General features: G+C 73.1%; 22 protein-coding genes. 12 read left to right on the top strand and 10 right to left on the bottom strand.

The window, feature by feature from the left end:
• Positions 1-27: 27 nt before the first annotated feature.
• On the bottom strand, positions 28-621 hold the full coding sequence (locus tag ACYVJE_RS15635; protein ID WP_461145039.1) for a TetR/AcrR family transcriptional regulator: 594 nt from the start codon (positions 619-621) through the stop codon (positions 28-30).
• On the bottom strand, positions 618-2072 hold the full coding sequence (locus ACYVJE_RS15630) for an FAD-dependent monooxygenase (RefSeq protein WP_461145038.1): 1455 nt from the start codon (positions 2070-2072) through the stop codon (positions 618-620). Before ACYVJE_RS15630 ends, ACYVJE_RS15635 begins: the two co-directional genes overlap by 4 nt.
• A gap of 243 nt (positions 2073-2315) precedes the next feature.
• Between ACYVJE_RS15630 and ACYVJE_RS15625 the strand changes: the two genes are divergently transcribed.
• From ACYVJE_RS15625 to ACYVJE_RS15585, 9 genes are all read left to right on the top strand, one after another.
• Positions 2316-3296 (top strand): helix-turn-helix transcriptional regulator, encoded by a 981-nt coding sequence (locus tag ACYVJE_RS15625; protein ID WP_459156390.1) that lies wholly within the window; start codon positions 2316-2318, stop codon positions 3294-3296.
• Complete coding sequence (locus tag ACYVJE_RS15620; protein WP_461145037.1) at positions 3293-4264, top strand: helix-turn-helix transcriptional regulator; 972 nt, start codon at positions 3293-3295, stop codon at positions 4262-4264. The genes ACYVJE_RS15625 and ACYVJE_RS15620 overlap by 4 nt, the downstream gene beginning before the upstream one ends.
• 18 nt (positions 4265-4282) lie before the next feature.
• Complete coding sequence (locus ACYVJE_RS15615) at positions 4283-4483, top strand: bacteriophage holin (protein ID WP_459156388.1); 201 nt, start codon at positions 4283-4285, stop codon at positions 4481-4483.
• Positions 4484-4556: 73 nt separating this feature from the next.
• Complete coding sequence (gene tatA / locus ACYVJE_RS15610; RefSeq protein WP_459156387.1) at positions 4557-4838, top strand: Sec-independent protein translocase subunit TatA; 282 nt, start codon at positions 4557-4559, stop codon at positions 4836-4838.
• Between the two features lie 18 nt (positions 4839-4856).
• Positions 4857-5801, top strand: coding sequence for a twin-arginine translocase subunit TatC (gene tatC / locus ACYVJE_RS15605; RefSeq protein WP_461145036.1), 945 nt, complete (start codon positions 4857-4859; stop codon positions 5799-5801).
• A gap of 130 nt (positions 5802-5931) precedes the next feature.
• A complete protein-coding gene (locus ACYVJE_RS15600; protein ID WP_461145035.1) occupies positions 5932-8700 on the top strand; it encodes a DEAD/DEAH box helicase in 2769 nt (922 codons plus the stop codon).
• Between the two features lie 163 nt (positions 8701-8863).
• Positions 8864-9253: a PPOX class F420-dependent oxidoreductase gene (locus ACYVJE_RS15595; RefSeq protein ID WP_461145034.1), complete on the top strand. Its 390-nt coding sequence runs from the start codon at positions 8864-8866 to the stop codon at positions 9251-9253.
• A gap of 147 nt (positions 9254-9400) precedes the next feature.
• A complete protein-coding gene (locus ACYVJE_RS15590) occupies positions 9401-10156 on the top strand; it encodes a DUF4333 domain-containing protein (protein ID WP_461145033.1) in 756 nt (251 codons plus the stop codon).
• Between the two features lie 52 nt (positions 10157-10208).
• Positions 10209-11414 (top strand): GNAT family N-acetyltransferase, encoded by a 1206-nt coding sequence (locus ACYVJE_RS15585; protein WP_461145032.1) that lies wholly within the window; start codon positions 10209-10211, stop codon positions 11412-11414.
• A 151-nt stretch (positions 11415-11565) separates the two neighbouring features.
• Here ACYVJE_RS15585 and ACYVJE_RS15580 read toward each other — a convergent pair whose 3' ends face one another.
• Positions 11566-12249 (bottom strand): hypothetical protein, encoded by a 684-nt coding sequence (locus tag ACYVJE_RS15580; protein WP_461145031.1) that lies wholly within the window; start codon positions 12247-12249, stop codon positions 11566-11568.
• A 383-nt stretch (positions 12250-12632) separates the two neighbouring features.
• Entirely contained in the window at positions 12633-13574 is a 942-nt protein-coding gene (locus ACYVJE_RS15575) for a 5'-3' exonuclease (RefSeq protein ID WP_461145128.1), read from the bottom strand.
• Between the two features lie 99 nt (positions 13575-13673).
• On the opposite strand from ACYVJE_RS15575, the gene ACYVJE_RS15570 reads away from it, so the two are divergent.
• A complete protein-coding gene (locus tag ACYVJE_RS15570; protein WP_461145030.1) occupies positions 13674-14831 on the top strand; it encodes a M24 family metallopeptidase in 1158 nt (385 codons plus the stop codon).
• Complete coding sequence (locus ACYVJE_RS15565) at positions 14828-15301, top strand: Lrp/AsnC family transcriptional regulator (RefSeq protein ID WP_459156379.1); 474 nt, start codon at positions 14828-14830, stop codon at positions 15299-15301. The genes ACYVJE_RS15570 and ACYVJE_RS15565 overlap by 4 nt, the downstream gene beginning before the upstream one ends.
• 97 nt (positions 15302-15398) lie before the next feature.
• Here ACYVJE_RS15565 and ACYVJE_RS15560 read toward each other — a convergent pair whose 3' ends face one another.
• The 4 genes from ACYVJE_RS15560 to ACYVJE_RS15545 are packed head-to-tail and all read right to left on the bottom strand — an operon-like array spanning position 15399 to position 18733.
• Positions 15399-16394 (bottom strand): MBL fold metallo-hydrolase, encoded by a 996-nt coding sequence (locus tag ACYVJE_RS15560; protein ID WP_461145029.1) that lies wholly within the window; start codon positions 16392-16394, stop codon positions 15399-15401.
• Between the two features lie 21 nt (positions 16395-16415).
• Positions 16416-16892 (bottom strand): MaoC family dehydratase, encoded by a 477-nt coding sequence (locus ACYVJE_RS15555; RefSeq protein WP_461145028.1) that lies wholly within the window; start codon positions 16890-16892, stop codon positions 16416-16418.
• Positions 16893-16937: 45 nt separating this feature from the next.
• The gene (locus ACYVJE_RS15550; RefSeq protein ID WP_461145027.1) at positions 16938-17825 is read right to left on the bottom strand and encodes an amidohydrolase family protein; all 888 of its coding nucleotides are present in this window, start codon (positions 17823-17825) and stop codon (positions 16938-16940) included.
• A complete protein-coding gene (locus ACYVJE_RS15545) occupies positions 17822-18733 on the bottom strand; it encodes an SDR family NAD(P)-dependent oxidoreductase (RefSeq protein WP_461145026.1) in 912 nt (303 codons plus the stop codon). Before ACYVJE_RS15545 ends, ACYVJE_RS15550 begins: the two co-directional genes overlap by 4 nt.
• A gap of 115 nt (positions 18734-18848) precedes the next feature.
• Here ACYVJE_RS15545 and ACYVJE_RS15540 point away from each other — a divergent pair, with 115 nt between their 5' ends.
• Positions 18849-19325 (top strand): MarR family winged helix-turn-helix transcriptional regulator, encoded by a 477-nt coding sequence (locus tag ACYVJE_RS15540; RefSeq protein WP_461145025.1) that lies wholly within the window; start codon positions 18849-18851, stop codon positions 19323-19325.
• Positions 19326-19398: 73 nt separating this feature from the next.
• Here ACYVJE_RS15540 and ACYVJE_RS15535 read toward each other — a convergent pair whose 3' ends face one another.
• Positions 19399-20718 (bottom strand): MFS transporter, encoded by a 1320-nt coding sequence (locus tag ACYVJE_RS15535; protein ID WP_461145024.1) that lies wholly within the window; start codon positions 20716-20718, stop codon positions 19399-19401.
• Positions 20719-20830: 112 nt separating this feature from the next.
• Positions 20831-22354, bottom strand: coding sequence for an acyl-CoA synthetase (locus ACYVJE_RS15530; protein ID WP_461145023.1), 1524 nt, complete (start codon positions 22352-22354; stop codon positions 20831-20833).
• Positions 22355-22424 lie beyond the last annotated feature (70 nt).

Here is a 22424-nt window from a genome sequence, read left to right as displayed (position 1 = left end):
GCCGTCGGTTCCGGAACCGGCGCGGATTCAGCGCAGCAGTCCGGCCCGGCGGTACACCGAGGCCAGGTACTCGTGCGCTTCGCCCGCACCGAGCGGCTCGGGCTGGAGCAGTCGGAAGAGCACCGCACCGACCATCATGTCGATGAGCACGTCCGGGTCCTCGACGGTGTCGAGCGTTCCGTCCGCCTGGGCCTTGTCCAGCAGTGCGCGCACGGCCCGCCGACGAGGTGCGACGTAGTGGTCCCAGTACACCGCCACGAGCTCGGGATGGCTGGTGGCGGCGCCGAAGACGCGGGCGACCATCGCGCGCACGCGGGGTTCGGCCAGCGCCGCGGCCAGCACTGGAAGTCTCCCCTCGACCAGCTCGGGCAGCGGGACGTCGACGTTCTCCGGTGCGAGGTCCGGGATCACGTCGCGGGCGTGCTCGATCGCCGCAGCCAACAGGTCCTCTTTGGACGACCACCGCCGGTAGATCGTCAGCTTGCCGACGCCGGCGCGCCTGGCGACGCCCTCGATGCTGGTCCCCTCGACGCCGCCCTCGAGGAAGAGGTCGAGCGCGGCCTGCAGGATCGCCTCGTCCGCCCCGGGATCCCTGGGGCGCCCGCGGGAGGTTTCGCTCATGGCGCCCGTCCCGTGCGCAGCGCGGTGGACAGCCAACGGTCGGGTCCGGCGGGGTCGGTGCCGCGCCAGGCCAGGTGCGCGTCCGGGCGGACCAGCCAGGTCTCCCGCGCGGGGCGTTCCGGGACCAAGCTGACGGCGGAGCCTCCGAGCGGATCGGCCGCTGCGCGGCCGGTGGGGGACAGCAGTGCCCAGCGACCGCGGAGTTCGGCGTGCAACCGGGTGGGGCGGCCCTCGGCGTCCCGGCACGGCAGGTCCGGGACCCGGTCGCCCGGCCTCGGGCGCCGACCGCGGGGAGAACCGAGCGGTCCCTTCCGGTAGTTGATGGACAGCTGCGAGGCCTGCCAGGTCATCTGCCGCTGCACGAACGGGATCGCCGAGAGCCGCAGCACCGCGTTGCGCAGCAGCCGGGCCGCCGGGTTGTCGGCGAGGAGGAGCTTGGTGTTGGCGGTGGTCGCACGCAGCACGTACTCCGCCAGCGGGCGGCGTTCGGCCCGGTAGGTGTCCAGCAGCGCGACGTCCGCCCGGCCGCGGACCACCAGGGCCAGTTTGAAGGCGAGGTTCTCCGCGTCGCCGATGCCGGTGTTCATGCCCTGACCGCCGAACGGGCTGTGGATGTGCGCGGCGTCCCCGGACAGCAGCACGCGTCCGGAGCGGTAGTCCGCGGCGAGCCGGCGGTTGATGCGGAACTCCGAGGTCCACAGCGCGGTGCGCAGCCGAGCCTCGGCGTGGCCGGTGCGTTGCGGCAGCAGCCGGGCCAGGCGGGCGCAGACCTCCTCGCCGCCGTCGTCCTGCACGTCGGCCATCAGACGCCACTTGTCATCGTGCTCGCTGGGCATCGGCATGGCGAAGAACCGCCCGTCGGTGTGGAACCAGCCGGCGGAGGAGGTGCGGTCCAGGTCCCAATCGGCGAGCACGTCGGCCAGCAACCAGCGGTCCTCCATCCCGGTTCCGGGGAACCCGATGCCGGCGAGCTCGCGGACGGCGCTGTGCGCGCCGTCGCAGCCGACCACGTAGTCCGCGCGCACTTCCTCGCCGCCGACGGTGGCCGTCACGCCCTGCGCGTGCTGGTGCAACTCCACCAGCTCGCGCCCCCACTCGACGCGGCCGCCGAGCTCCGCCAACCGCTGGCGGAGGGCGTCCTCGACCTCGGCCTGGGAGATCAGCAGGGCGGAGATCCGGCGGCCCTCGATCTCGCCGAAGGCGATCGTCGCCAGCGGTTTGTCCCGGGCGTGCAGGGTGATCCTGAGCGCTCGCTGGGCGCGCTGCGGCAGGTCCCGCAGCGCGCCCAGCCGATCGAGCACTTCCACTCCGCGCGCGTGCAGGATGTTCGCCCGCGACGTCGTGGCCGGGCGGGCGGCCCGGTCCACCACCCGGGTGTCGACCCCGTGGGAGAGGAGCCCGCAGGCGAGCGCCAGGCCGGCAGGGCCTGCGCCCACCACCAGGACGGTCATCACGCCTCCGGAAATTAACGGTACGGGTTCGTAAACGAATGCTGGCACGTGGGACCCGCGGCGGCAACGCCTCCGCGGACGCCGGCGACGAAGGTGCTGCGACGCAAGCCGCCGAGCGGCTCCGCGGCCCCCGGCGGACCTGTGGTCACGCCGGGCCTCCCGCGACGCGCGCGACCCCGCCTGCCGTCCAGCGGCGGAGGCGTGCCGTCCGCCCGCCGGCGCCGGGCGCGCTATCGTCGCGGCGTGGCCACCGCGCGCGTCGAACGTCTGGTGAACCTGGTGCTGTGCCTGCTGTCCACGCGGCAGTACCTGACGGCCGAGCGGATCCGCGCCACGGTGCCCGGCTACGGCGGCGCCGCCAGCGACGAGGCGTTCTACCGCATGTTCGAGCGGGACAAGGCGGAGCTGCGCGACCTGGGGGTTCCGCTGGAGACGGGGCGCAACTCGATCGTCGAGCAGGTCGACGGCTACCGCATCGCCCGCCGGGACTACGAGCTCGGCGAGATCGACCTCTCACCGGAGGAGACCGCGGCCGTGGGCGTGGCGGTGCGGCTGTGGGACGCCCCGGAGTTCACCGCCGCGGCCCGCAGCGGTCTGCGCAAGCTGCGCGCGGCCGGGGTCGACGTGGACGAGGACGCCCCGGCGGTGGTGGAACCCCGCGTGCGCGGCGAACCGGCCGTGTCCCCCCTGGTCGCGGCCGTGCGGCAGGCCAGGCCGGTGACCTTCGACTACCGGCGGCCCGGCGACCAGCGGGCCGCGGCGCGGCACCTCGAACCGTGGGGAGTGGTCTCCTGGCGGGGGCGCTGGTACGTCGTCGGCCACGACCGCGACCGGCGGGCCGCGCGGTGCTTCCGGCTCTCGCGCATCACCGGCGACGTGCGGCTGACCGGCCGCGCCGGGCAGGTGGGCCAACCCGCCGACGTGGACCTGCTGCGGATCGTCGCCGGCAGCGACCGGGAGTCCGCCGGCGGCGTGCAGGCCGCCGTGTGGGTCGCCGCCGGGCGGGCGCACGGGCTGCGGCGGCACGGCGCGGTGGTGCAGCAGCGGACGATCGACGGGGAAGCGGGGGACGTGCTGCACCTGGACGTGGACTCGCCGGAGGCGGCGGCGCCGTGGCTGGCCGGCTACGGCCCCGACGCGCTCGTGCTCGCCCCGGAACCGCTGTGCAAGGCGGTCGACGAGCTGCACCGCGCCGCGGTGCGGTCCGCGGAGGAGCACGCATGACGGCCGGCGCGACCGAACGGGTGCCGCGGCTGCTCACGCTCGTGCCGTACCTGCTCAACCACCCGGGCGTCCGCATCGCCGAGGCGGCCGCCGACTTCGGCGTGACCGAGCAGCAGCTGCGCCGCGACCTCGAGCTGCTGTGGATGTGCGGTCTGCCCGGTTACGGCCCCGGCGACCTCATCGACCTGTCCTTCGACAGCGACACGGTCACGGTGACCTTCGACGCCGGGATGCGCCGCCCGCTGCGGCTGACCACCTGGGAAGCCACCGCGCTGCTGGTGGCGCTGCGCGCGCTGGCCGACACGCCCGGGGCGGCCGATGCGGCCGCCGTGCGCGGGGCCGCCGCGAAGATCGAGGAGGCCGTCGGGCAGGCCCGCCCCAGCGGGGTCGCGCTCGGGCTGGACACGCCCGACCGGGTCGCCGGCGACGTGCGCGAGGCGGTGCGCTGGGCCACCGAGCAGCAGCGGGCGCTGTGGCTGCGCTACTACACGGCCTCCCGCGACGCGATCAGCGAGCGCACCGTCGACCCGATGCGGATGCTGCTGCTCGACGGGCACCACTACCTCGAGGCGTGGTGCCGCCGGGCCGGCGGGGTGCGCCTGTTCCGCCTGGACCGCATCGACGGGGTGCGGCGGTTGGACGAGCCCGCCGCGCCGCCCGCGCGGGCCGAGTTCACCGACGTCTCCGCCGGGTCGTTCCCGGCGGTGACCGAGCAGCCGGGCGCCGTGCTCGACCTGGACGTGGACGCTCGCTGGATCGCCGAGTACTACCCGGTGGAGGTGCTCGCCGACCGCGAGGGCGGCGGGTTGCGGGTGCGCATGCGCTACGCGGACCGCTCGTGGATCGTGCGCCTGCTGCTCGGGCTCGGCGGTGCGGTGCGCGTGGTGGAACCGGCCGAGCTGGCCGAGGAGGTGCGTCACCGGGCCGTGGCCGCGCTGGCACGGGCGCGTCACCGGCCGGACACCTGAGGCCGCTACGCTGGGCGCGTGCCGTATGTGTGGAGTCTCGTGCTGGTGGTCGCCGGTCTGGTGCTGCTCGCCTGGGCCGCGCTGCGCACCGCGCGCCGGCTGAGCCGGTTCCGCACCGGGCAGCGCGCGGTCGCCGCCGGTGCGCGCGAGCGCATCGGGCTGTTGCAGGCCCGCACCGCGGCGCTGCGGGTCGCGGTGTCCGAGCGGTGGAAGAGCTAGCCGAAGCCCTATGGGGCAGACCTCTCCCCGCGTAGCATGTCGGCGGAGAGGCAGTCACGGAAGGTTGCAGAACATGGGTTTGCCCGGCGGCTGGGAACTCGTCGTCATCGTGCTGGTACTGGTGGCGCTGTTCGGCGCCTCCAAGTTGCCGAAGATGGCGCGTTCGCTCGGTCAGTCCGCCCGCGCCTTCAAGGCCGAGGCGCGCGGACTGCGGGAGGACGACGAGAAGGCGAAGCGGGAGTCCGCGGAGCGGACGGACCGCCCGGACGCGGAGCTCACCTCCGGTGACGGTTCCGCCCCACCGGTCACGCCGAACGAGCAGCAGCAGCGCGACAACACGACCAACAACCAGTGACGCGAACGGGGACGCACGGTGGCCGCTAGTCCACTTCCGCGCCTGAACCCGTTCCGCAAGGACCGCCGTCGCTGGGGTCGCAGGCACAACCCCGACGGGACGATGACGCTCGTGGAGCACCTCTACGAGCTGCGGTACCGCCTGGGCGTTGCGCTGGCCGCGATCGCCGTCGGCGCGGTGTTCGGGTTCTGGTGGTTCACCCATCCGATCTTCGCCGTCCCGTCGCTGAACGACCTGCTGCTGGGGCCGTACTGCGCGCTGCCGTCCGACTGGCGGCTGAGCCCGAACGGGGAGTGCCAGCTGCTGCAGACCCGCCCGTTCGAAGTGTTCTTCCTGCGGATGAAGGTCGGCATCGCGGTGGGCGCGCTGGTGCTCAGCCCGGTGTGGTTGTACCAGCTGTGGTCGTTCATCACACCGGGGCTGTACGCGCGGGAGCGGCGCTTCGCGCAGGTGTTCGTCGGCTGCGCCAGCGCGCTGTTCATCGCGGGCGGTGTGCTCGCCTACTACGTCGTGCCGGTCGGCCTGCAGTTCATGGTCGGGCTCGGCGGCGACGGCTTCTTCACCGCCCTCACCGGCGGCGACTACATCAACTTCGTGCTGCTGCTGCTGCTCGTCTTCGGGGTGAGCTTCGAGCTGCCACTGGTGGTGGTGATGCTCAACTTCGCGGGCGTGCTCAGCTACGAGCAGCTCAAGAACTGGTGGCGCGGGGTGCTCCTCGGCCTGTTCGCCTTCGCCGCGGTCGTCACGCCGCAGGACCCGTTCTCGATGCTCGCGCTGGGCGGGGCGCTGTCGCTGCTGTTCCTCGCGGCGCTGCTCATCTGCCGCGTGCACGACGCGCGCAAGCACCGGCGCGACGAGTTCGCCGGGCTCGCCCCGGACGAGCCGTCGAAGGTCGACCACCGCCCCTCGCGGATGGAGTCCGAGGACGGCGACCCGACGAACGACCGCTCCGGGAACACCTGACCGCCCGCCGCGCTCGGCAGGCCGGTGCCGCCGGCCTGCCGAGCGCGGCCCCGCCGCCCGACGCGCGGTGAGCGTGCTGCGCAGCTCAGGCAGGTGCGACGAGCTCGAGCAGATATGAAAGCCTGGGGACGTGGCAAGCCGCCGTACTGTTACCGATGAGACCTCCCCGGCCGAGGCGTACGCGGCGCACCGCACGCGCCGGAGCCACCCGCGGCTCGCCGAGTTCGCCGGGGCGATGTCCTTCCCGCTCGACCCCTTCCAGCGCACCGCCTGCCAGGGACTGGAGGACGGGCAGGGCGTGCTGGTGTGCGCGCCCACCGGCGCGGGCAAGACCGTGGTCGGCGAGTTCGCCGTGCACCTGGCCCTGGCCGAGGGGCGCAAGTGCTTCTACACCACGCCGATCAAGGCGCTGTCGAACCAGAAGTACACCGACCTGTGCGAGCGCTACGGCGAGGACGCGGTCGGGCTGCTCACCGGAGACACCTCCATCAACGGCGAGGCCCAGGTGGTCGTGATGACCACCGAGGTCCTGCGCAACATGCTCTACGCCGGGGCGCGCAGCCTGGACCTGCTGGGCTACGTGGTCATGGACGAGGTGCACTACCTCGCCGACCGGTTCCGCGGGGCCGTGTGGGAGGAGGTCATCCTGCACCTGCCCGACTACGTGCGGGTGGCGAGCCTGTCGGCCACGGTCAGCAACGCCGAGGAGTTCGGCGAGTGGCTGCAGGAGGTGCGCGGGGAGACCACCGTCGTCGTCGAGGAGCACCGCCCGGTTCCGCTGTGGCAGCACGTGCTCGTCGGCGGGCGGATGTTCGACCTCTTCGCCGGGGAGACGGACGACCACGAGCTGCGGGTCAACCCGAAGCTGCTGCGGCACGCGCAGGAGCTCACCCGCACGCACACGCCACCGCGCGGCCGGGGCGGGCCGAAGGACAAGTACCGCAAGCCCCGGCCCCGCCGGTTCCAGCCGCCGTCGCGGGTGGACGTGCTGCGGCGGTTGTACGACCGGGAGCTGCTGCCCGCGATCGTGTTCATCTTCAGCCGCGCCGGCTGCGACGCGGCCGTCTCGCAGTGCGCGCGCTCCGGGCTGCGGCTGACCACGCCGGAGGAGGTCGACGAGATCCGCGAGGTCGTCGACGAGTACACCTCCTCGCTGCCGGACGCGGACCTGGAAGTCCTCGGCTACTGGGAGTGGCGCGAGGCGCTCGAGCGCGGCGTGGCCGCCCACCACGCCGGGCTGCTGCCCGCGTTCAAGGAGACGGTCGAGGAGCTGTTCGTCCGCGGCCTGGTCAAGGCGGTCTTCGCCACCGAAACCCTGGCGCTGGGCATCAACATGCCGGCCAAGACCGTCGTGCTGGAGCGCCTGGTCAAGTTCAACGGCGAGGCGCACGTGGACCTCAGCCCGGGCGAGTACACCCAGCTGACCGGCCGGGCCGGGCGGCGCGGCATCGACGTGGAGGGCCACGCGGTCGTGCTGTGGCAGCCCGGGGTCGACCCGAAGCACGTCGCCGGGCTGGCCTCGACGCGGACCTACCCGCTGCGCTCGTCGTTCCGCCCCGGCTACAACATGGCCGTCAACCTGGTGGGCCGGGTGGGCCGCCGGGCGGCGCGGGACCTGCTCGAGCAGTCCTTCGCCCAGTTCCAGGCGGACCGCTCGGTCGTGGGCCAGTCGCGCAAGGTCGAGCGCAACACCGAGGCGCTCAACGGCTACGCCGAGGCCATGCACTGCGACGAAGGTGACTTCAGCGAGTACTTCCAGCTGCGCAAGCGCATCGGCGAGCGCGAGAAGCAGCTGGCCAAGGACAAGCGGTCCGACGACCGCGCGGAGACGGCGAAGTCGCTGGAGAAGCTGCGCAAGGGCGATGTCATCGCGGTGCGCTCCGGCCGCCGCTCCGGTCTGGCCGTGGTCCTCGACCCGGGGGTGGACCGCATGCACGAGCCGCGCCCGCTCGTGGTCACCGAGGACCGCTGGGCGGGGCGGCTCAACGTCGCGGACTTCCCCGCCCCGGTGGAGGCGCTCGGCCGGATCACGGTGCCGAAGTTCGTCGACACCCGCTCGCCGAAGGCCAAGCGCAGCGTGGCGGGCGCGCTGCGCGAGTCGGGCATCGTCGCGCCGACCAAGCGCAACCGGCGGCGCCGGGCGGAGGCGGCCGACGACGAGGAGCTGCAGGACCTGCGGCGCCGGATGCGGGAGCACCCGTGCCACTCCTGCCCCGAGCGGGAGACGCACGCCCGGTGGGCGGAGCGCCACGACCGGCTGAACCAGGACACCGAGCAGCTGCGCCGGAAGGTCGCGGCCACGACGCACTCGCTGGCGCGCTCGTTCGACCGGATCCTCGGATTGCTGTCCGAGCGGGACTACCTGCGCCCGGACGAGACGGCGGAGCCGGTCACGCCGCACGGGAAGCGGCTCGCGCGGCTGTACAGCGAATCGGACCTGCTCGCCGCCGAGTGCCTGCGCGAGGGCGTGTGGAACGGGTTGGAGCCGGCCGAGCTGGCCTCCGTGGTCTCCGCGCTCGTCTACGAGTCGCGGCGGGAGGCGGTGAGCACCCCGCGGCCGCCGAACGACGCGGTGCACGACGCGCTGCTGGCGACCCACCGGGTGTGGGCGCAGCTGTCGGAGGACGAGCAGCGGCACAAGATCGAGCGCACGCGCGAGCCCGACGCGGGTTTCGCCACCGCCGTCCACGCCTGGGCCAGCGGGGCCGAGCTGGAGACGGTGCTCGTCGACGAGGCGGGGGAGCTCTCCGCCGGTGACTTCGTGCGGTGGTGCCGGCAGGTCGTGGACCTGCTGGACCAGATCCGCGTGGTCTGCGGCACCGAGGACCCTGTGGGGGAGGCGGCGCGGTACGCGGTCAACGCGGTGCGCCGCGGCGTGGTGGCCGCCGGTTCGGCGTGACCCGGGGTTCCGGTCGGGGACGTGCCACCGCCCGCCGTCGTGCTGGTGGCTCGAGCGGGTGTCTTCCGCGCGGCCGGCGTGTCCAGGGCCGTGACCGGCTCGCAGGCGTGGTTCACTCCTCCGCGGAGGGCCAATCGGAGCACCGACAGCGAGGAAATCCCAGATGAGCATTCCCAGCAGTCACGCCGACCTGCTCGACAAGCCGGGATTCGTCCACGTGGCCACGCTCGGCCCCGGCGGCGAACCGCAGTCCACCCCGGTCTGGTACGACACCGACGGCGAGTTCATCAAGATCAGCCAGACCACGGGGCGGCAGAAGTACCGCAACCTGCAACGCGACCCCCGCGTGGCGCTCTCGGTCACGGACCCCGACAACCCGTACCGCTACCTGGAAATCCGCGGTCGCGTGGAGCGTTTCGAGGACGATTCGGACAACGCCTTCATCAACAGCTTGGCCCAGAAGTACCTCGGGCAGGAGGAGTACCCCTACCACCAGCCCGGCGACGAGCGCGTCACGCTCTACATCCTGCCCCAGCACACCACCCGGATGTAGCGGCCTCGAGCGCGCACCCCGCCCCGGTGGCCGCGGGCGCCGGCCGGCCGGTGTGGTTTGATCACCCCTGTCGCGTCACCGCGCGCGCGGGTCCCGGGCGCGCGGTGACGTGCTCGGGTGAGTGCCAGCGAGCATCCGGAGGTGCGCATGTCCAGCCCGTACGGCCCGCCTCCCGGGCAGCCGGCCTGGCAGGGCGGACCGACCTCCTGGCCGCCGCAGCAGCCCCAGCCGCAGCAGGCGCCGCCGTTCCCGCAGCCGGCGGGCCAGTCGCAGCAGGCGCCGGGGACTGCCCCGCAGAACGAGAGCGCACCGCGGGCACAGCCCCAGCAGTACCCGCAGCAGCACCCCGCGTCCGGGCAGCAGCCCGGGTCCGGACCGCAGCCCGCGCAGCAGCAACCACCGCAGCCGGCCCCGCAACCGCCGCCGGGCCAGCACCCGCAACAGCCGCAGTGGGGGGCGCAGTGGCAGCCGCCGCAGCACCGCCCCGTGCCGGCCGCCCCGCCCGGGGAGGACCCGGGTCCCGGGGCCTCCGCGGGCCCGGGAGGCGCCCCCGCGGGACCGGGGCCGGAACGCCCGCGGCGCGGGCGCGCGCGGCTGCCGTGGCTGCTGGGCGGGGGCGCCGCCGCGGTGGTGCTGGCCGTCGTGGCGGTGCTCGGGTTCGTCGCCCCGGGCTGGTTCGTCCGCCCCGTGTTCGACGTGGCAGGCGTGCAGAAGGGGATCGCGCAGACGCTGCGCGACTCGTACCGGATCGGCGACGTCGAGCAGGTGCGCTGCCCGTCCGGGCAGCGCGTCGCAGCGGGCCACCAGTTCGACTGCCGGGTGCGCATCGGCGGGGAGACGCAGGTGGTGACGATCTCGGTCAAGAACGACCGCGGTGTCTACGAGGTCGGGCACCCGAAGTGAGCCTTGCGACCCGTCGTGGACACCGATCGCCGCCGCGGGCAGGATCGTCGGCGTGAGGGACGCCGATGTGCAGGTGCTGGAGGAGCGGCGCTTCCGCGAGGCCAACGGGCTGTTCATGCGGACGCTCCACGTGGCGGCGCCGAGCGACGCGCAGTGGGAGCGGGTGCGACCGCTGCACGAGCCGGGCCGCGTGCTGGGCGGGTTCCTCGACGGGGAACTGGCCGGGACGGCGCGGTCGACCCGGGCGGAGCTGACCGTTCCCGGCGGGAGCCTCGCCGCCGCGGCGGTCACCGGGGTCGGTGTGCGCCCGGACCGCACGCGGCGCGGCGTGCTGCGCGCGCTGATGCGGCGGCAGCTGGACGACGCCCGCCGGACCGGGGAACCGGTGGCGGTGCTGCACGCCTCGGAAACGGGGATCTACGAGCGCTTCGGCTACGGACTGGCCACGCGGAGCCGCCGCGTGCAGGTGGACGCGCGCACCGCGCGCACGGCCGCCACCGCCCCGAGCGGCGGACGCGTGGACCTGGTGCCGCCGGAGGAGGTGGCGGAGGTCTTGCCCGAGGCCTACCGCCGGATCGGGGGCGAACGCCCCGGCATGATCGAGCGGCCCGCCGCCTGGTGGACCCACGCGCTCGGCCACCGGAGCGCGGCCGCGGCCACCGCGGTGCACCGCGACCAGTCGGGCGCCGCGGACGGCTTCGCGTCCTACGAGCCGGTCTCGGTCGACCACCGCTTCGACAGCGGGGAGACCACGCTGCGCGTGCTCGACTTCCAGGCGCCGGACGCCCGCGCCGCGGCCGGGTTGTGGGAGTTCCTGCTCGGGGTGGACCTGTCCGACGTCGTGGTCGCGGCGGCGCGCCCGCTCGACGAGCCGCTGGAGTGGTGGCTGACCGACCACCGCGAGTGCCGCACCACGCGCCTCGACGACGACCTGTGGCTGCGGCTGGTGGACGTGGAGGCCGCGCTGCGCGCCCGGTCGTACGCGGCGGGCGAGCCGGTGCTCCTCGCGGTCGACGACCCGTTCCTGCCGGAGAACGGCGGCTGCTACCGGATCGGCCCGGACGGCGCATGGCGGTGCGCCGAGGCGCCGCAGCTGCGGTGCGACGTGTCCACTCTGGGCGCGCTCTACCTCGGCGAGGAGTCGATGACGCGGATGGTCGACGCGGGACGCGTCACCGTCGACGACCCCGACGCGGTGTCCACTGCGGACGCGTTGTTCCGCACCGCCCGATCCCCCTGGTGCGGCACGAGCTTCTGACCGCGGGCGCCGGGAGCCCGCACGTGGTCCCGAGGACCGGCGAAGGCGCGGGTGGGTGCCGCGCGGGCTGCGGAAGGCCGGTGCGAGTGGTTCTCCGCGGAACGCGTCCGCCGACGGGGTAGCCAACCCCGCGACGACCGGCCGGAGCGCCTCACGCCGGGGCCGGGCGCACGCAGTCCGGGCATTCGCGCTGGATGCGCGCCAGCAGGTCGGTCAGGCTGTCCAAACCCGGAGGTCCGAACGACGCCGTCATCGCGATCTCCGCGCTCAACCGGTAGGACCGCTCGTTGCGGACATCGGTGAACCACCACAGCACCGGTGCCAACGTTCCCAGCGCTTCGGGCAGTTCGTCCTCGTTCTGCATCGCCCAGCGGTACAGGTCGGTGAACCTCTTGAACCGCTCTTCGGCGCTGGTGGGCCGGATCTGGTAGTCGGAACGGGCGACGTGGTCCCCGTGGTCCAGCGACACCTGTTCGGCGCGGCTCCAGGCCTCGTCGTGCACCGGTCGGGCGGTCAGTCGCCCGTTGGCCAGGTCGACCAGATAGTTCTCCCACCGCCGGATGCCGGGATTGTCCGCGGTTCCGGGGCGGGGCCCGGTGTCCTCGCCGTCGCGGGCGGCGGCGACCGCGCGCTCCACGGCTTCCAGCAAGCCCGAGTTGGCCACCGACATCCACGTCCCGTGCTCGCCGAGCCCGCGGTCGCGCGCGGCGGACATGACGCCCGCGATCGCAGCCCACCGTTCGAAGTCCGGTTCGAACTGCCCCCCGTGTTCGCGCTGCAGCAGTCGCACGAACAGCACCCGCTGGGACATCGGCATCCGGTCGAACTCGGCCAAACTGCACCGAAGGGTCCTGACGCACTCCTGCGCGGTCGGCACGGACGCGGACGCGGCCTGGGCGGGCAGCGACGGACCGCCGACCGCGAGGACGGCACCGATCGCGACCAAGCAACGAGCCAGTCGTCGAGAACGCACTTCGCCTCCCCAGCGGGGTCGTACCGCAACGGTGATGCAACCAGAGTTCTCCCCCGGCGGTCGATCACCGGTTCGGACCAATTCGATACACCGTCCGATGTGGATCCGGTTCCGCGCGTCCTCGGGCGCCCGCGGTCGCGTCTCCGCACCATCGACACGTCGGCCGCGGCGCGTTCGGCACCGGGTCCGGACGAGCCAGCCGTGCCTGCCGACGCCCGCAGCAGGGCCTCCGGGGCCGTTGCGGCTCAGGTGCAGGCGCGCAGCGCCTCGCGCAGCCGGTCGATGCTGCCGCCGAGCCCCCACTGCCGCTTCAGCTCGTCGAGGCGCTCGTCGTCCGCGGCGGTGGGGCTCAGCGCGTCGTCGCGGTCGACGACCGCGTCGGCATCGCGCACCACCCGCACCACCGAGGGCGCGGCGGCCAGGTACTCGGCGGCTTCGGCGAGCTTCGCCCGCAGCCGGGGGGTGAGCGCGCTCCTGCTGGCGCGCGCCGGTGCGGGCCCACCGGCCGCGGCCAGCAGCGCCTCCAGCGAGCCGAACTCGGTGATCAGCCGCGCCGCGGTCTTCTCCCCGACACCGGCCACGCCCGGCAGCCCGTCGGACGGGTCGCCGCGCAGCACCGCCACGTCCGCGTAGTCCGCCCCGGCCCGGGCGGTGGTCAGCCCGTAGCGCTCGGCGAGCTCCGCCGGGCCGTAGTCCTGGGCCTTGGACAGCCCCGCGCCGACGTAGCGCACCCGCACCGGCGAGGGCTCGGCGCGCACCAGCTGGAACAGGTCGCGGTCGCCGGTGACCACGTCGACCGGTGCGCTGCGCTCCCGCTCGGCGAGCGTGCCGATCACGTCGTCGGCCTCGTAGCCCTGGGCCTCGGCGGTGGCGATGCCCGCCGCGGCGAGCACCTCGAGGATCACCGGGATCTGCGGCCCGAGCGCATCCGGGACCTCCTCGGCCGCGGCGTCCTCCTCGGCGACGCGGTGGGCCTTGTAGGAGGGCAGTGCGGCCACGCGGAAGGCGGGACGCCAGTCCTCGTCCAAGCAGGCCACCACGCGCGCGGGCCGCTGCTCGGTCAGCAGCCTGCCGAGCATGTCGCAGAACCCGCGCACCGCGTTCACCGGCGTGCCGTCCGGTGCCGTCAGCGAATCCGGCAGCGCGTAGTACGAGCGGAACCACAGTCCCGCCGAGTCGACGAGCATGAGCGCACCTGTCACGGGTGTTCAGCCTGCCACGGCGCGCACGCGGCCGCCGAGGCACCCGTGCCCGGAAGATGCGTCCCTGCGGCTACGCTGGCGACCATGGCCAGCATGCACGACAGCCCGAACTCCACGAGCGCGCTGGCGGCGCGCCTGAACCGGGCGGCCGAGGCCGCCGCGCGCGCCGACCTGGACGCGCTGCTGATCACCCCCGGCTCGGACCTGCGCTACCTGGTCGGCGCGGCCGGCGAGTCGTTCGAGCGCCTCAGCTGCCTGGTGGTGCCGGCCGCGGGGGTCGAGGCCGCGCCCGCGCTGGTGCTGCCCAAGCTGGAGGAGCTCGGCTACGCCGACGTGCCCGCCCAGCAGCTCGGCGTGGAGATGGTGACCTGGGTGGACGGGCAGGACCCGCACGGCATCGTCACCGATCTGCTGCACCGCGGCGGGAACACCCCGCGGCGGGTCGCGGTGGCCGACGCCATGCCCGCGCTGCACGCCCTGCCGCTGCGTTCGGCGCTGCCGGGGGCCGAGCAGGTGCTGGCCGGGCCGGTGCTGCGCCACCTGCGCATGCGCAAGGATCCCGCGGAGCTGGAGGCCCTGCGCACCGCCGGTGCCGCCATCGACAGGGTGCACGCGCGCATGGGCGAGTTCCTGCGCCCGGGGCGCACCGAGGCGCAGGCCGGTGCGGACATCACCGCGGCGATCGAAGCGGAGGGCCACCGCGAGGCCGAGTTCGTCATCGTCGGCTCCGGGCCGAACGGGGCCAGCCCGCACCACGCGCTGTCCGAGCGGGTGCTCGAGCGCGGCGATGTGGTCGTCGTCGACATCGGCGGTCCCACGCCCGAGGGGTACAACTCGGACTGCACGCGCACCTACGCGATCGGCGACCCCGCCCAGGAGGACGTGCGCGGGACCTACGCGGTGCTCGAAGCCGCGCAACGGGCCGCGGTGCAGGCGGTGCTCCCCGGCGCGAGCGCCGAGGACGTCGACGAGGCCGCCCGCCGACCGATCGCCGAGGCCGGTTTCGGCGAGCACTTCGTGCACCGCACCGGGCACGGCATCGGGCTGGACGTGCACGAGGAGCCCTACATCGTCGGCGGCAACGACCTCTCCTTGGAGCCCGGCATGGCCTTCAGCATCGAACCGGGCATCTACCAGCAGGGCCGCTGGGGCGCCCGCATCGAGGACATCGTGCTGGTCACCGCCGACGGCGCGGAGAGCGTGAACAACCAGCCGCACGAGTTGGTGGTGCTCGACGCGTGAGCGACAAGACGCCGAACGCGTCCGGGGAGCTGGAACCGACCGACCGGGCGATCCTGCGGGAACTGGCCCACGACGGGCGGTGCAGCTTCACGGACCTCGCCGAGCGGGTCGGGCTCAGCGTCTCCGCGGTGCACCAGCGCGTCCGGCGGCTGGAGCAGCGCGGGGCGCTGCGCGGGTACGCGGCCGAAGTGGACGGTGAGCAGATCGGCCTGCCGCTGACGGCGTTCATCTCGCTCACCCCGACCGACCCGGCCGCCCCGGACGACTACCCGGACCGGCTGCGGCACCTGCCGGAGATCGAGTCGTGCTACTCGGTCGCCGGCGACGAGTCCTACATCCTGCGGGTGCGCGTGGCCTCGCCGCAGGGGTTGGAGGAGCTGCTGCGCCAGATCCGGGAGGCGGCGAAGGTGTCCACCCGCACGACCGTGGTGCTGTCGACCCCGTTCGAGAACCGCCCGCCCGACATCTGAGCCCGCCCGGCAGCTGGGACCCACTGGGCCGGCGCCGGGCCGCGACCTCGTCCAGCGGGCACCGCCGCGGGGCTCAGGTGGGCGGAGGGTGCGGTGCTCATCCCCGGAGCGGGATCCGGTCGAGGTCCTGACCGACGACGAGGGTGCCGGAGAACTCCTCGGCGGCGGCGTGCCAGCGCGGGTGCTCCAGCTCGCCGGGGACGAAGTGGTTGAGCGCGAGCGTCCGCACCCCGGCTTCCTCCGCCGCGCGCCCGGCGCCGGGGACGGGGGTGTGGGCGGTGAGGTGGTGCTCGATCATGGAGCGCTGCTGCTCGGTGCGCCCGTGCTCGTAGCGCTGGTGCACCCACTGCTCGTCGATGACCTCGTGCACGAGCACGTCGGAGCCGGCGGCGAGCTCGAGCAGGTTGTCGCAGACGCCGGTGTCGCCGGAGAAGGTGATCGAACCCTCCTCGGTGTCGAACCGGAAGGCGAAGGCGGGGGCGATGGGAGCGTGCTGGACGAGGGTGGCGCGCACCCGTACGCGGTCGTCCTCGTAGATCTCGAACGGGCGCGCGGGCGGGCACGGGGCGGTGTCGGGGTGGAAACCCACCGCGGCCGGCAGCGCGATGTCGCGGGCGGTGAGCAGCTCGCCCGGAGGGCGTCGGAGGTTGTCGCGGATGCGGTCGTTGACGTCGGTGGCGAAGGCCCGCAGGAGGTGGTCGGTCATCTCGGCCAAGCCCGGTGTGGGGTTGCTCGGGCAGATCGCCGGTGGTGTCTGCGCCGCGTGCGGTGAGGCGGGCGGCACCCCGCCGCGGTTGCCCGGTCCGAGAGCGGTGACGGGCCGGGCGACGCCTTCGAGGTTCTCGTACCAGCCGTAGAGCAGCAGGCTGATGAAGTCGACCGTGTGGTCGGAGTGCAGGTGGGTGATGAAGACCCCGCGCAGCCGGCCCAGGTCGAGTCCGGCCCGGACCGCCTGACGGCCGACGCCGTAGCCGCAGTCGACGAGGTAGACCGCGTCGCCCGCGATGACGGCCGAGGCGATTCCCGCGCGCTCGCGCCGCCACCGCGGGCCGCCGGAGGTGCCGAGCAGGACCGCTTCGGGTGGTGCCGCCATGATCGTTCCCTTCCCGCCCGCTCAATCGAACATGCGGTAGACGGCTTCGGCGGTGCAGGCGGGCCGCTCACCGCCCTCGAGCTCGATGGCGGCGTCGACGGTGACCTGCGCGCCGCCGGCGGGCAGGTCCTCGTACTGCTTGAGGGCGGCGGTGAGCCGCACTCGGCCGTCGGCGGGCACGGGGCTGACGAAGCGGAGCTTGTTGAGCCCGTAGTTGACCTTCGTGGTCACGCTGCGCACGGTGAGCACTTCCTCCCACATGGGGATGATCAGCGACAGCGTGAGGTACCCGTGGGCGACGGGGCCGCCGAAGGGGCTCTCGGCCTTGGCCCGTTCGGGGTCGGTGTGGATCCACTGGTGGTCGTCGGTGGCATCGGCGAAGGTGTTGATGCGCTGCTGGCTGACGGAGAACCACGAGCTGCTCCCGAGCGAGCGGCCCTCGAGCGCCGCGAGCTCGGCGAGGGTGTCCAGTGTGGTCGTCGTGGCGGTGGCGGACACGCTTCCTCCTGCGGTGTTCGGTGCGATGGGGTGGTCCGGACCCGCTCAGCGCAGGCCCAGCACGCGCAGCGCGTTCTCCTTGAAGATCAGCGGCCGGACCTCGTCCTTGATCTCCAGCTTCTCGAAGTCGCGCATCCAGCGGTCGGGCTGGATGACGGGGAAGTCCGAGCCGAACAGGACCTTGTGCCGCAGGAACGAGTTGGCGGCCCGGACCAGTTGCGGCGGGAAGTACTTCGGGGACCAGCCGGACAGGTCGATGTGCACGTTGGGTTTGTGCGAAGCGCTGGAGATGGCGGCGTCCTGCCAGGGCACCGACGGGTGGGCCATGATGATGGTGAGCTCGGGGAAGTCTGCGGCGACGTCGTCGAGCAGCATCGGGTCGGAGTAGCGCAGCTTGATGCCGTGCCCGCCGGGCAGGCCGGCACCGATGCCGGTCTGCCCGGTGTGGAACAGGGCCGGCACCCCGCATTCGGCCAGCGTTTCGTACAGCGGGTAGAAGTCGCGGTTGTTCGGTTCGAATCCCTGCAGGCTGGGGTGGAACTTGAACCCTCGGACCCCGTGGTCGTCGACCAGGGCGCGCACCCGCTTGGCGGCGGCCCTTCCCCGCCAGGGGTCCACGGAGCCGAAGGGGATGAGCACGTCGTTGTGCTCGGCTGCTCGTTCGGCGATCTCCTCGACGGAGTTGACCGGGTGTCCGGTGGCGGATCCGGCGTCGACGGTGAACACGATCGCGGCCATGTCGCGTTCGCGGTAGTGCTCGGCCACGGCCTCGATGCCGGGGGTGCGTTCCTGGCCGGACTTGAAGTACTTCTCGGAGGCGGCGATCAGGTCGTCGTCGAGGGACTTGTGGCCGCAGCTGTCGATTTCGACGTGCGCGTGCACGTCCAGCGCGGTAATCGCGTCGACGTCGACGCCGCAGGTGTAGGTGCTCATCGCGCGGCGTCCTCCTCGGGCAGTTTCTCGCCGACCGGTTCCACGTGCGCGGCGAAGGTGTCCGGCCACTCGCGGGCGATCGCGTCGGCGTCCCACCCGCCGTCGCGGTAGGCAGTGGTGGTCATGTCCGGGTGCGACCACAGCGCCAGGCGGTCCCCGCCGACGCCGACGGCCTGGCCGGTGATCCCGGCGGCTTCGTCCCCGGCGAGGAAGGCCACGACGCCCGCGGCGTCTTCCGGGCTGCCGAAGCCGAGTTCGCGGCGGGCGAAGGCGGGCAGCTGCTCGCCGTTGTGCAGCGCGTCGACGTAGTCCTTGAGGAAGGGCACCGTCCCGGTCATCGCGGTGGCCGCGACCGGGACGACCGCGTTGGCGGTGATGCCGGCGCGCTGCAGCTCCAGGGCCCAGGTACGGACCATGCCGAGGATGCCGGCCTTGGCGCCGGAGTAGTTGGTCTGGCCGAAGTTGCCGCGTTGGCCCGCCGGCGAGCCGACGCAGATGATGCGCCCGCCCTCGCCCTGCTCGCGCATCCTGATCACCGCGGCGCGCACGCAGGTGAACGTGCCGCGCACGTGGACGTCGAGGACCTGGTCGAAGTCCTCGTCGGTCATCTTCCACACGACCTTGTCGCGCAGCACACCGGCGTTGGTGACCAGGACGTCCAACCGTCCGAAGTGCTCGACGGCTTCGCGCACCAGCGCTTCCGCGGCTTCCGTGCTCCCCACGGCGCCGACGGCGGCGTGCGCCCTGCCGCCGTCAGCCGTGATCGCGGCGGCGGCGTCGTTGGCGGCGTCGGCGTTGACGTCGTTGACCACGACCGCGGCGCCGCGGCGGGCGAGTTCGCGCGCGTAGGCGAGGCCGAGCCCCTGGCCGCTGCCCGTGACGATCGCGACCTTGCCGGTGAGTTCCATGGCGACTCCTGGTGAGCGGGGTTGGTGCCTAATTTAAATGCAAACTTATATGGTTGAAAATGTCAATGGTTAAGGAAATGGTACGTTGTGCGCAGTACGAACGGGAGGACATCCGATGAGCGCGAACAGTTCGTTGGCCGAGGACCTCGGCTTCCTGCTCTCCCGGGCCAGTGGCGTGGTGGCCAGATCGGCCAGCGACGCGCTGGCCCCCCTGGGGCTGCGGGTGCGGTCCTACTCGGTGCTGGCCCTGGCCGGCGAGGAGGAGGGAGGAGTGACCCAGCGGCGCCTGGCCGCCCTGATGGGGCTGGACCCCAGCCAGGTCGTGGCCCTGGTCGACGAGTTGGAGGGCCGCGGCCTCGTCACGCGGGCGCCCGATCCGGTCGACCGCCGCAACAAGCTCATCGTGGCCACGGAGGAGGGCCACCGGGTTCGCGGCGAAGCCCAGCAGCGCGTGGACGGGGCCCAGGAGGACCACTTCGCCCGGATCCCGCGGCAGCACCTCGAACAGCTCCGGGGCGTGCTGCAGCAGATCGTCTTCCCCGGCGAAGCGGCCACCGAGCAGGAGACCGCCTCGTCCGCGGCCGGGGAGTGACGGGTGCGTTGCGGAGTGCCCCGGCTGGTGGCGCTCCTGCCGACCGAGCCCGCGCCGCCGCGGCGCTGCTTCGTCACGAGTCCTGCCGGGCGAGCTCGTTGTCCTTGCTCTCGCGGGTGAGCAGGATGGCCACCACGCTGATCAGGCTCACCGCGGCCAGGAACCACACCACCGACATGACGTCGCGGCCGCTGGAGGCGTACAGCGAGGTGAGGATCATCGGGGTCAGTCCGGCGCCGAGCAACGTCGCGAGCTGGTACCCCAGCGAAGCCCCCGTGTAGCGGGCCGTGGTGCCGAACTGCTCGGAGATGAAGGCCGCCATCGGGCCGTACACCAGCCCCAGGGTGGTCTTGCCGAGGAAGAAGGCCAGGAGGACCAGCAGCGCGCTGCCCGAGGCCCACCACTGCAGCATCGGGTGCAGCAGCGCCACGAACAGCACGATTCCGCTGATCATGACCGGGCGTCGGCCCGCGATGTCCGACAGCCGGCCGCAGGCCACGACCGTGAAGATCTGGGTGAAGGAGGTCAGGGCGAAGCAGAACAGCACCACCTGCTGCTCGGCCCCCCGGTCCACGGCATAGGACATCGCGAAGGTCGCCAGCATGACCTGCAGGGCGAACATGGCGCTGCTGCCGAAGGCGGTCAGCAGCAGGTTCTTCGGCCTGCGCAGCACCTGCAGGATCGGCACGGACGGCTTCTTCGCGGCGGGCTGCTCCATCGCGGCCTGGAACAGCGGGCTTTCCGACACCCGCGAGCGCACGAACAGGCCGACGGCCAGCAGCACCGCGGAGAACAGGAACGGGACGCGCCAGCCCCAGGCGAGGAACTGCTCGCGGGGAAGCGAGGAGAAGAGGCCCATCATCACGGTTCCCAGCACCGCCCCGGACGGGGCTCCGGCGTTGGTGAACGAAGCGGCGAACCCGCGTCGCTTCTTCTCCGAGTGTTCCAGGGACATCAGCGCGGCACCGCCCCATTCGCCGCCGACGGCGATGCCCTGGCCGATCCGTAGCAGCACCAGGAGCACCGCTGCCCAGGAGCCGATGACCGCGGCCGGCGGGATGAGGCCGATGAGGAAGGAGGCCGCGCCCATGACGGACATCGCCAGGACCAGCATCCGCTTGCGGCCGAGGCGGTCCCCGAAGTGGCCGAGGACCACGCCGCCGAGGGGGCGGGCGAGGTAACCGGCGGCGAAGGTGCCGAAGGAGGCCACCGTGGCCGCCAGCGGCGCGAGATCGGTGAAGAACACCGGTCCGAACACCAGCGAGGCGGCGGTGGAGTAGAGCAGGAAGTCGTAGAACTCGATCGTGCTGCCGAGGTAGCTGGAAAGCACGACTCGTCGGATTTCTCCTCGTCGCTGCGCGGACGGAGCAGCGGCGACGTCGTTGGCCGTCATGGGGTCTCCGGTGGCTGGGGGAGGACTGCGGGCAGCAGGTCTGGGCGGCGGCTGCGCGGCGCCCGACGGTCGGTGCGGGCGGACCGGTCGTGGCGCCGGTTCCGCGCGGGTGTCAGCCGGAGTGGTGCTCGCGGAGCTCGTGCTTGCGGATCTTGCCGCTGGCGTTGCGCGGGATCTCGTCGAGGAACAGGAACGACTTGGGGACCTTGTACTTGGCGAGGCGCTCGGCGAGGTGGCCGACCAGGTCCTGTTCGGACAGTTCGCAGTCCTCCTCGAGGGTGAGGGCAGCGCGTCCGACCTCGCCCCACGTCTCGTCGGGAACGCCGAACACCGCGCACTCCGCGACGCCGGGAAGTTCCAGCAGGACGGCCTCCACCTCGGCGGGGTAGATGTTCTCCCCGCCGGAGATGATCATGTCCTTCATCCGGTCGACGACGGTGACGAAGCCGTCCTCGTCGGCGACACCGACGTCCCCGGAGCGGAACCAGCCCTGCTCGGCGAAGGCCTCGGTGGTGGCGTCCGGGCGGTTCCAGTAGCGCTGCGTGACGTTGGGGCCGCAGACCTGGATCTCGCCGCGCCACCCGGAGGGGACCGGCTCGCTGGACGGGTCGGTCAGCCGGACGTCGGTGAAGAAGTGGGGGACCCCGGCGGTGCCCAGCTTGGGTTCGACGTTCTCGGGAGTGAGGATGAGCGCGCCCGGGCCGGTTTCGGTGAGGCCGTAGGCCTGGCACAGCTTGATCCCGCGGTCGGCGTAGGTGCGCAGCGTCCGCGGGGGGACCGGCGCGGCGGCGACGATCATCCGGCGGATCGACGAGAGGTCCGTCGCCTCCCAGTCCGGGTGGCTGCTGAGGGCGTCGCACATCGTCGGTGCGCCGAACATGTAGGTGACGCCCGCTCGTTCGATGGCGCGCAGGACCCGCTCGGCGTCGAAGCCCTCCTCGATGCACGCGGTACCGCCCTTGAGCAGGGTGGGCAGTGCGACGAAGTCCAGCGCCGCGGTGTGGAACAGCGGTGCGCAGATCAGCGAGACCTCGTCGCTGAGCAGGTCCAGGTCGACGACCGCGTTCATCGCGGAGAACACGATGTTGCCGTGGGTGAGCACCACGCCCTTGGGACGTCCGGTGGTGCCGGAGGTGTACATGATGCAGCACGGGTCGCCGTGGCAGACCGGTTCGTCGAGCCGCGCCGCGTCGGCACCGGCGATGACGTCCTCGTAACCCACCGCGCCGGTATCGGGCGCCCCGTCCACGACGACCCGCTGCGGGGTCGCGGCCCGCTCGGCGGCCGCGGTGCCGACGTCGGAGAGCTCGGCGGAGTGGATCAGCACCGACGCGCCCGCGTCCTCGAGGGAGAAGGCGATCTCGGGCGTGGTCAGGCGCGCGTTGAGCGGGACGAAGATCGCCCCCAGCAGGCCCGAGGCGAACAGCGCCTCGAGGTAGGAGGGGTGGTTCCTGCTCAGCAGGGCCACGCGATCCCCGCGGCCGACGCCGAGTCCGCGCAAGGCGTGGGCCAGGCGCGTCACCCGGTCGTCGAGCTGGGCGTAGCTCCAGCGCGCCCCGCGGAAGGTGATCGCCGTCTTGTCGGGGGTCAGCCGGGTCCGCCGGTAGGGCCAGGAGCCCACACCTTCGTTGCGCATGCTTGCCCCTCCATGAGGTGGGTGCGAACTGCCGCTCGGCGAGCGTGCGGCCGATGGACTTCCTTCGCGA

The organism is Salinifilum aidingensis (assembly GCF_054782015.1).
Note: the sequence above shows the minus strand (reverse complement) of the source record. Positions and strands in the feature narration are given on the sequence as shown.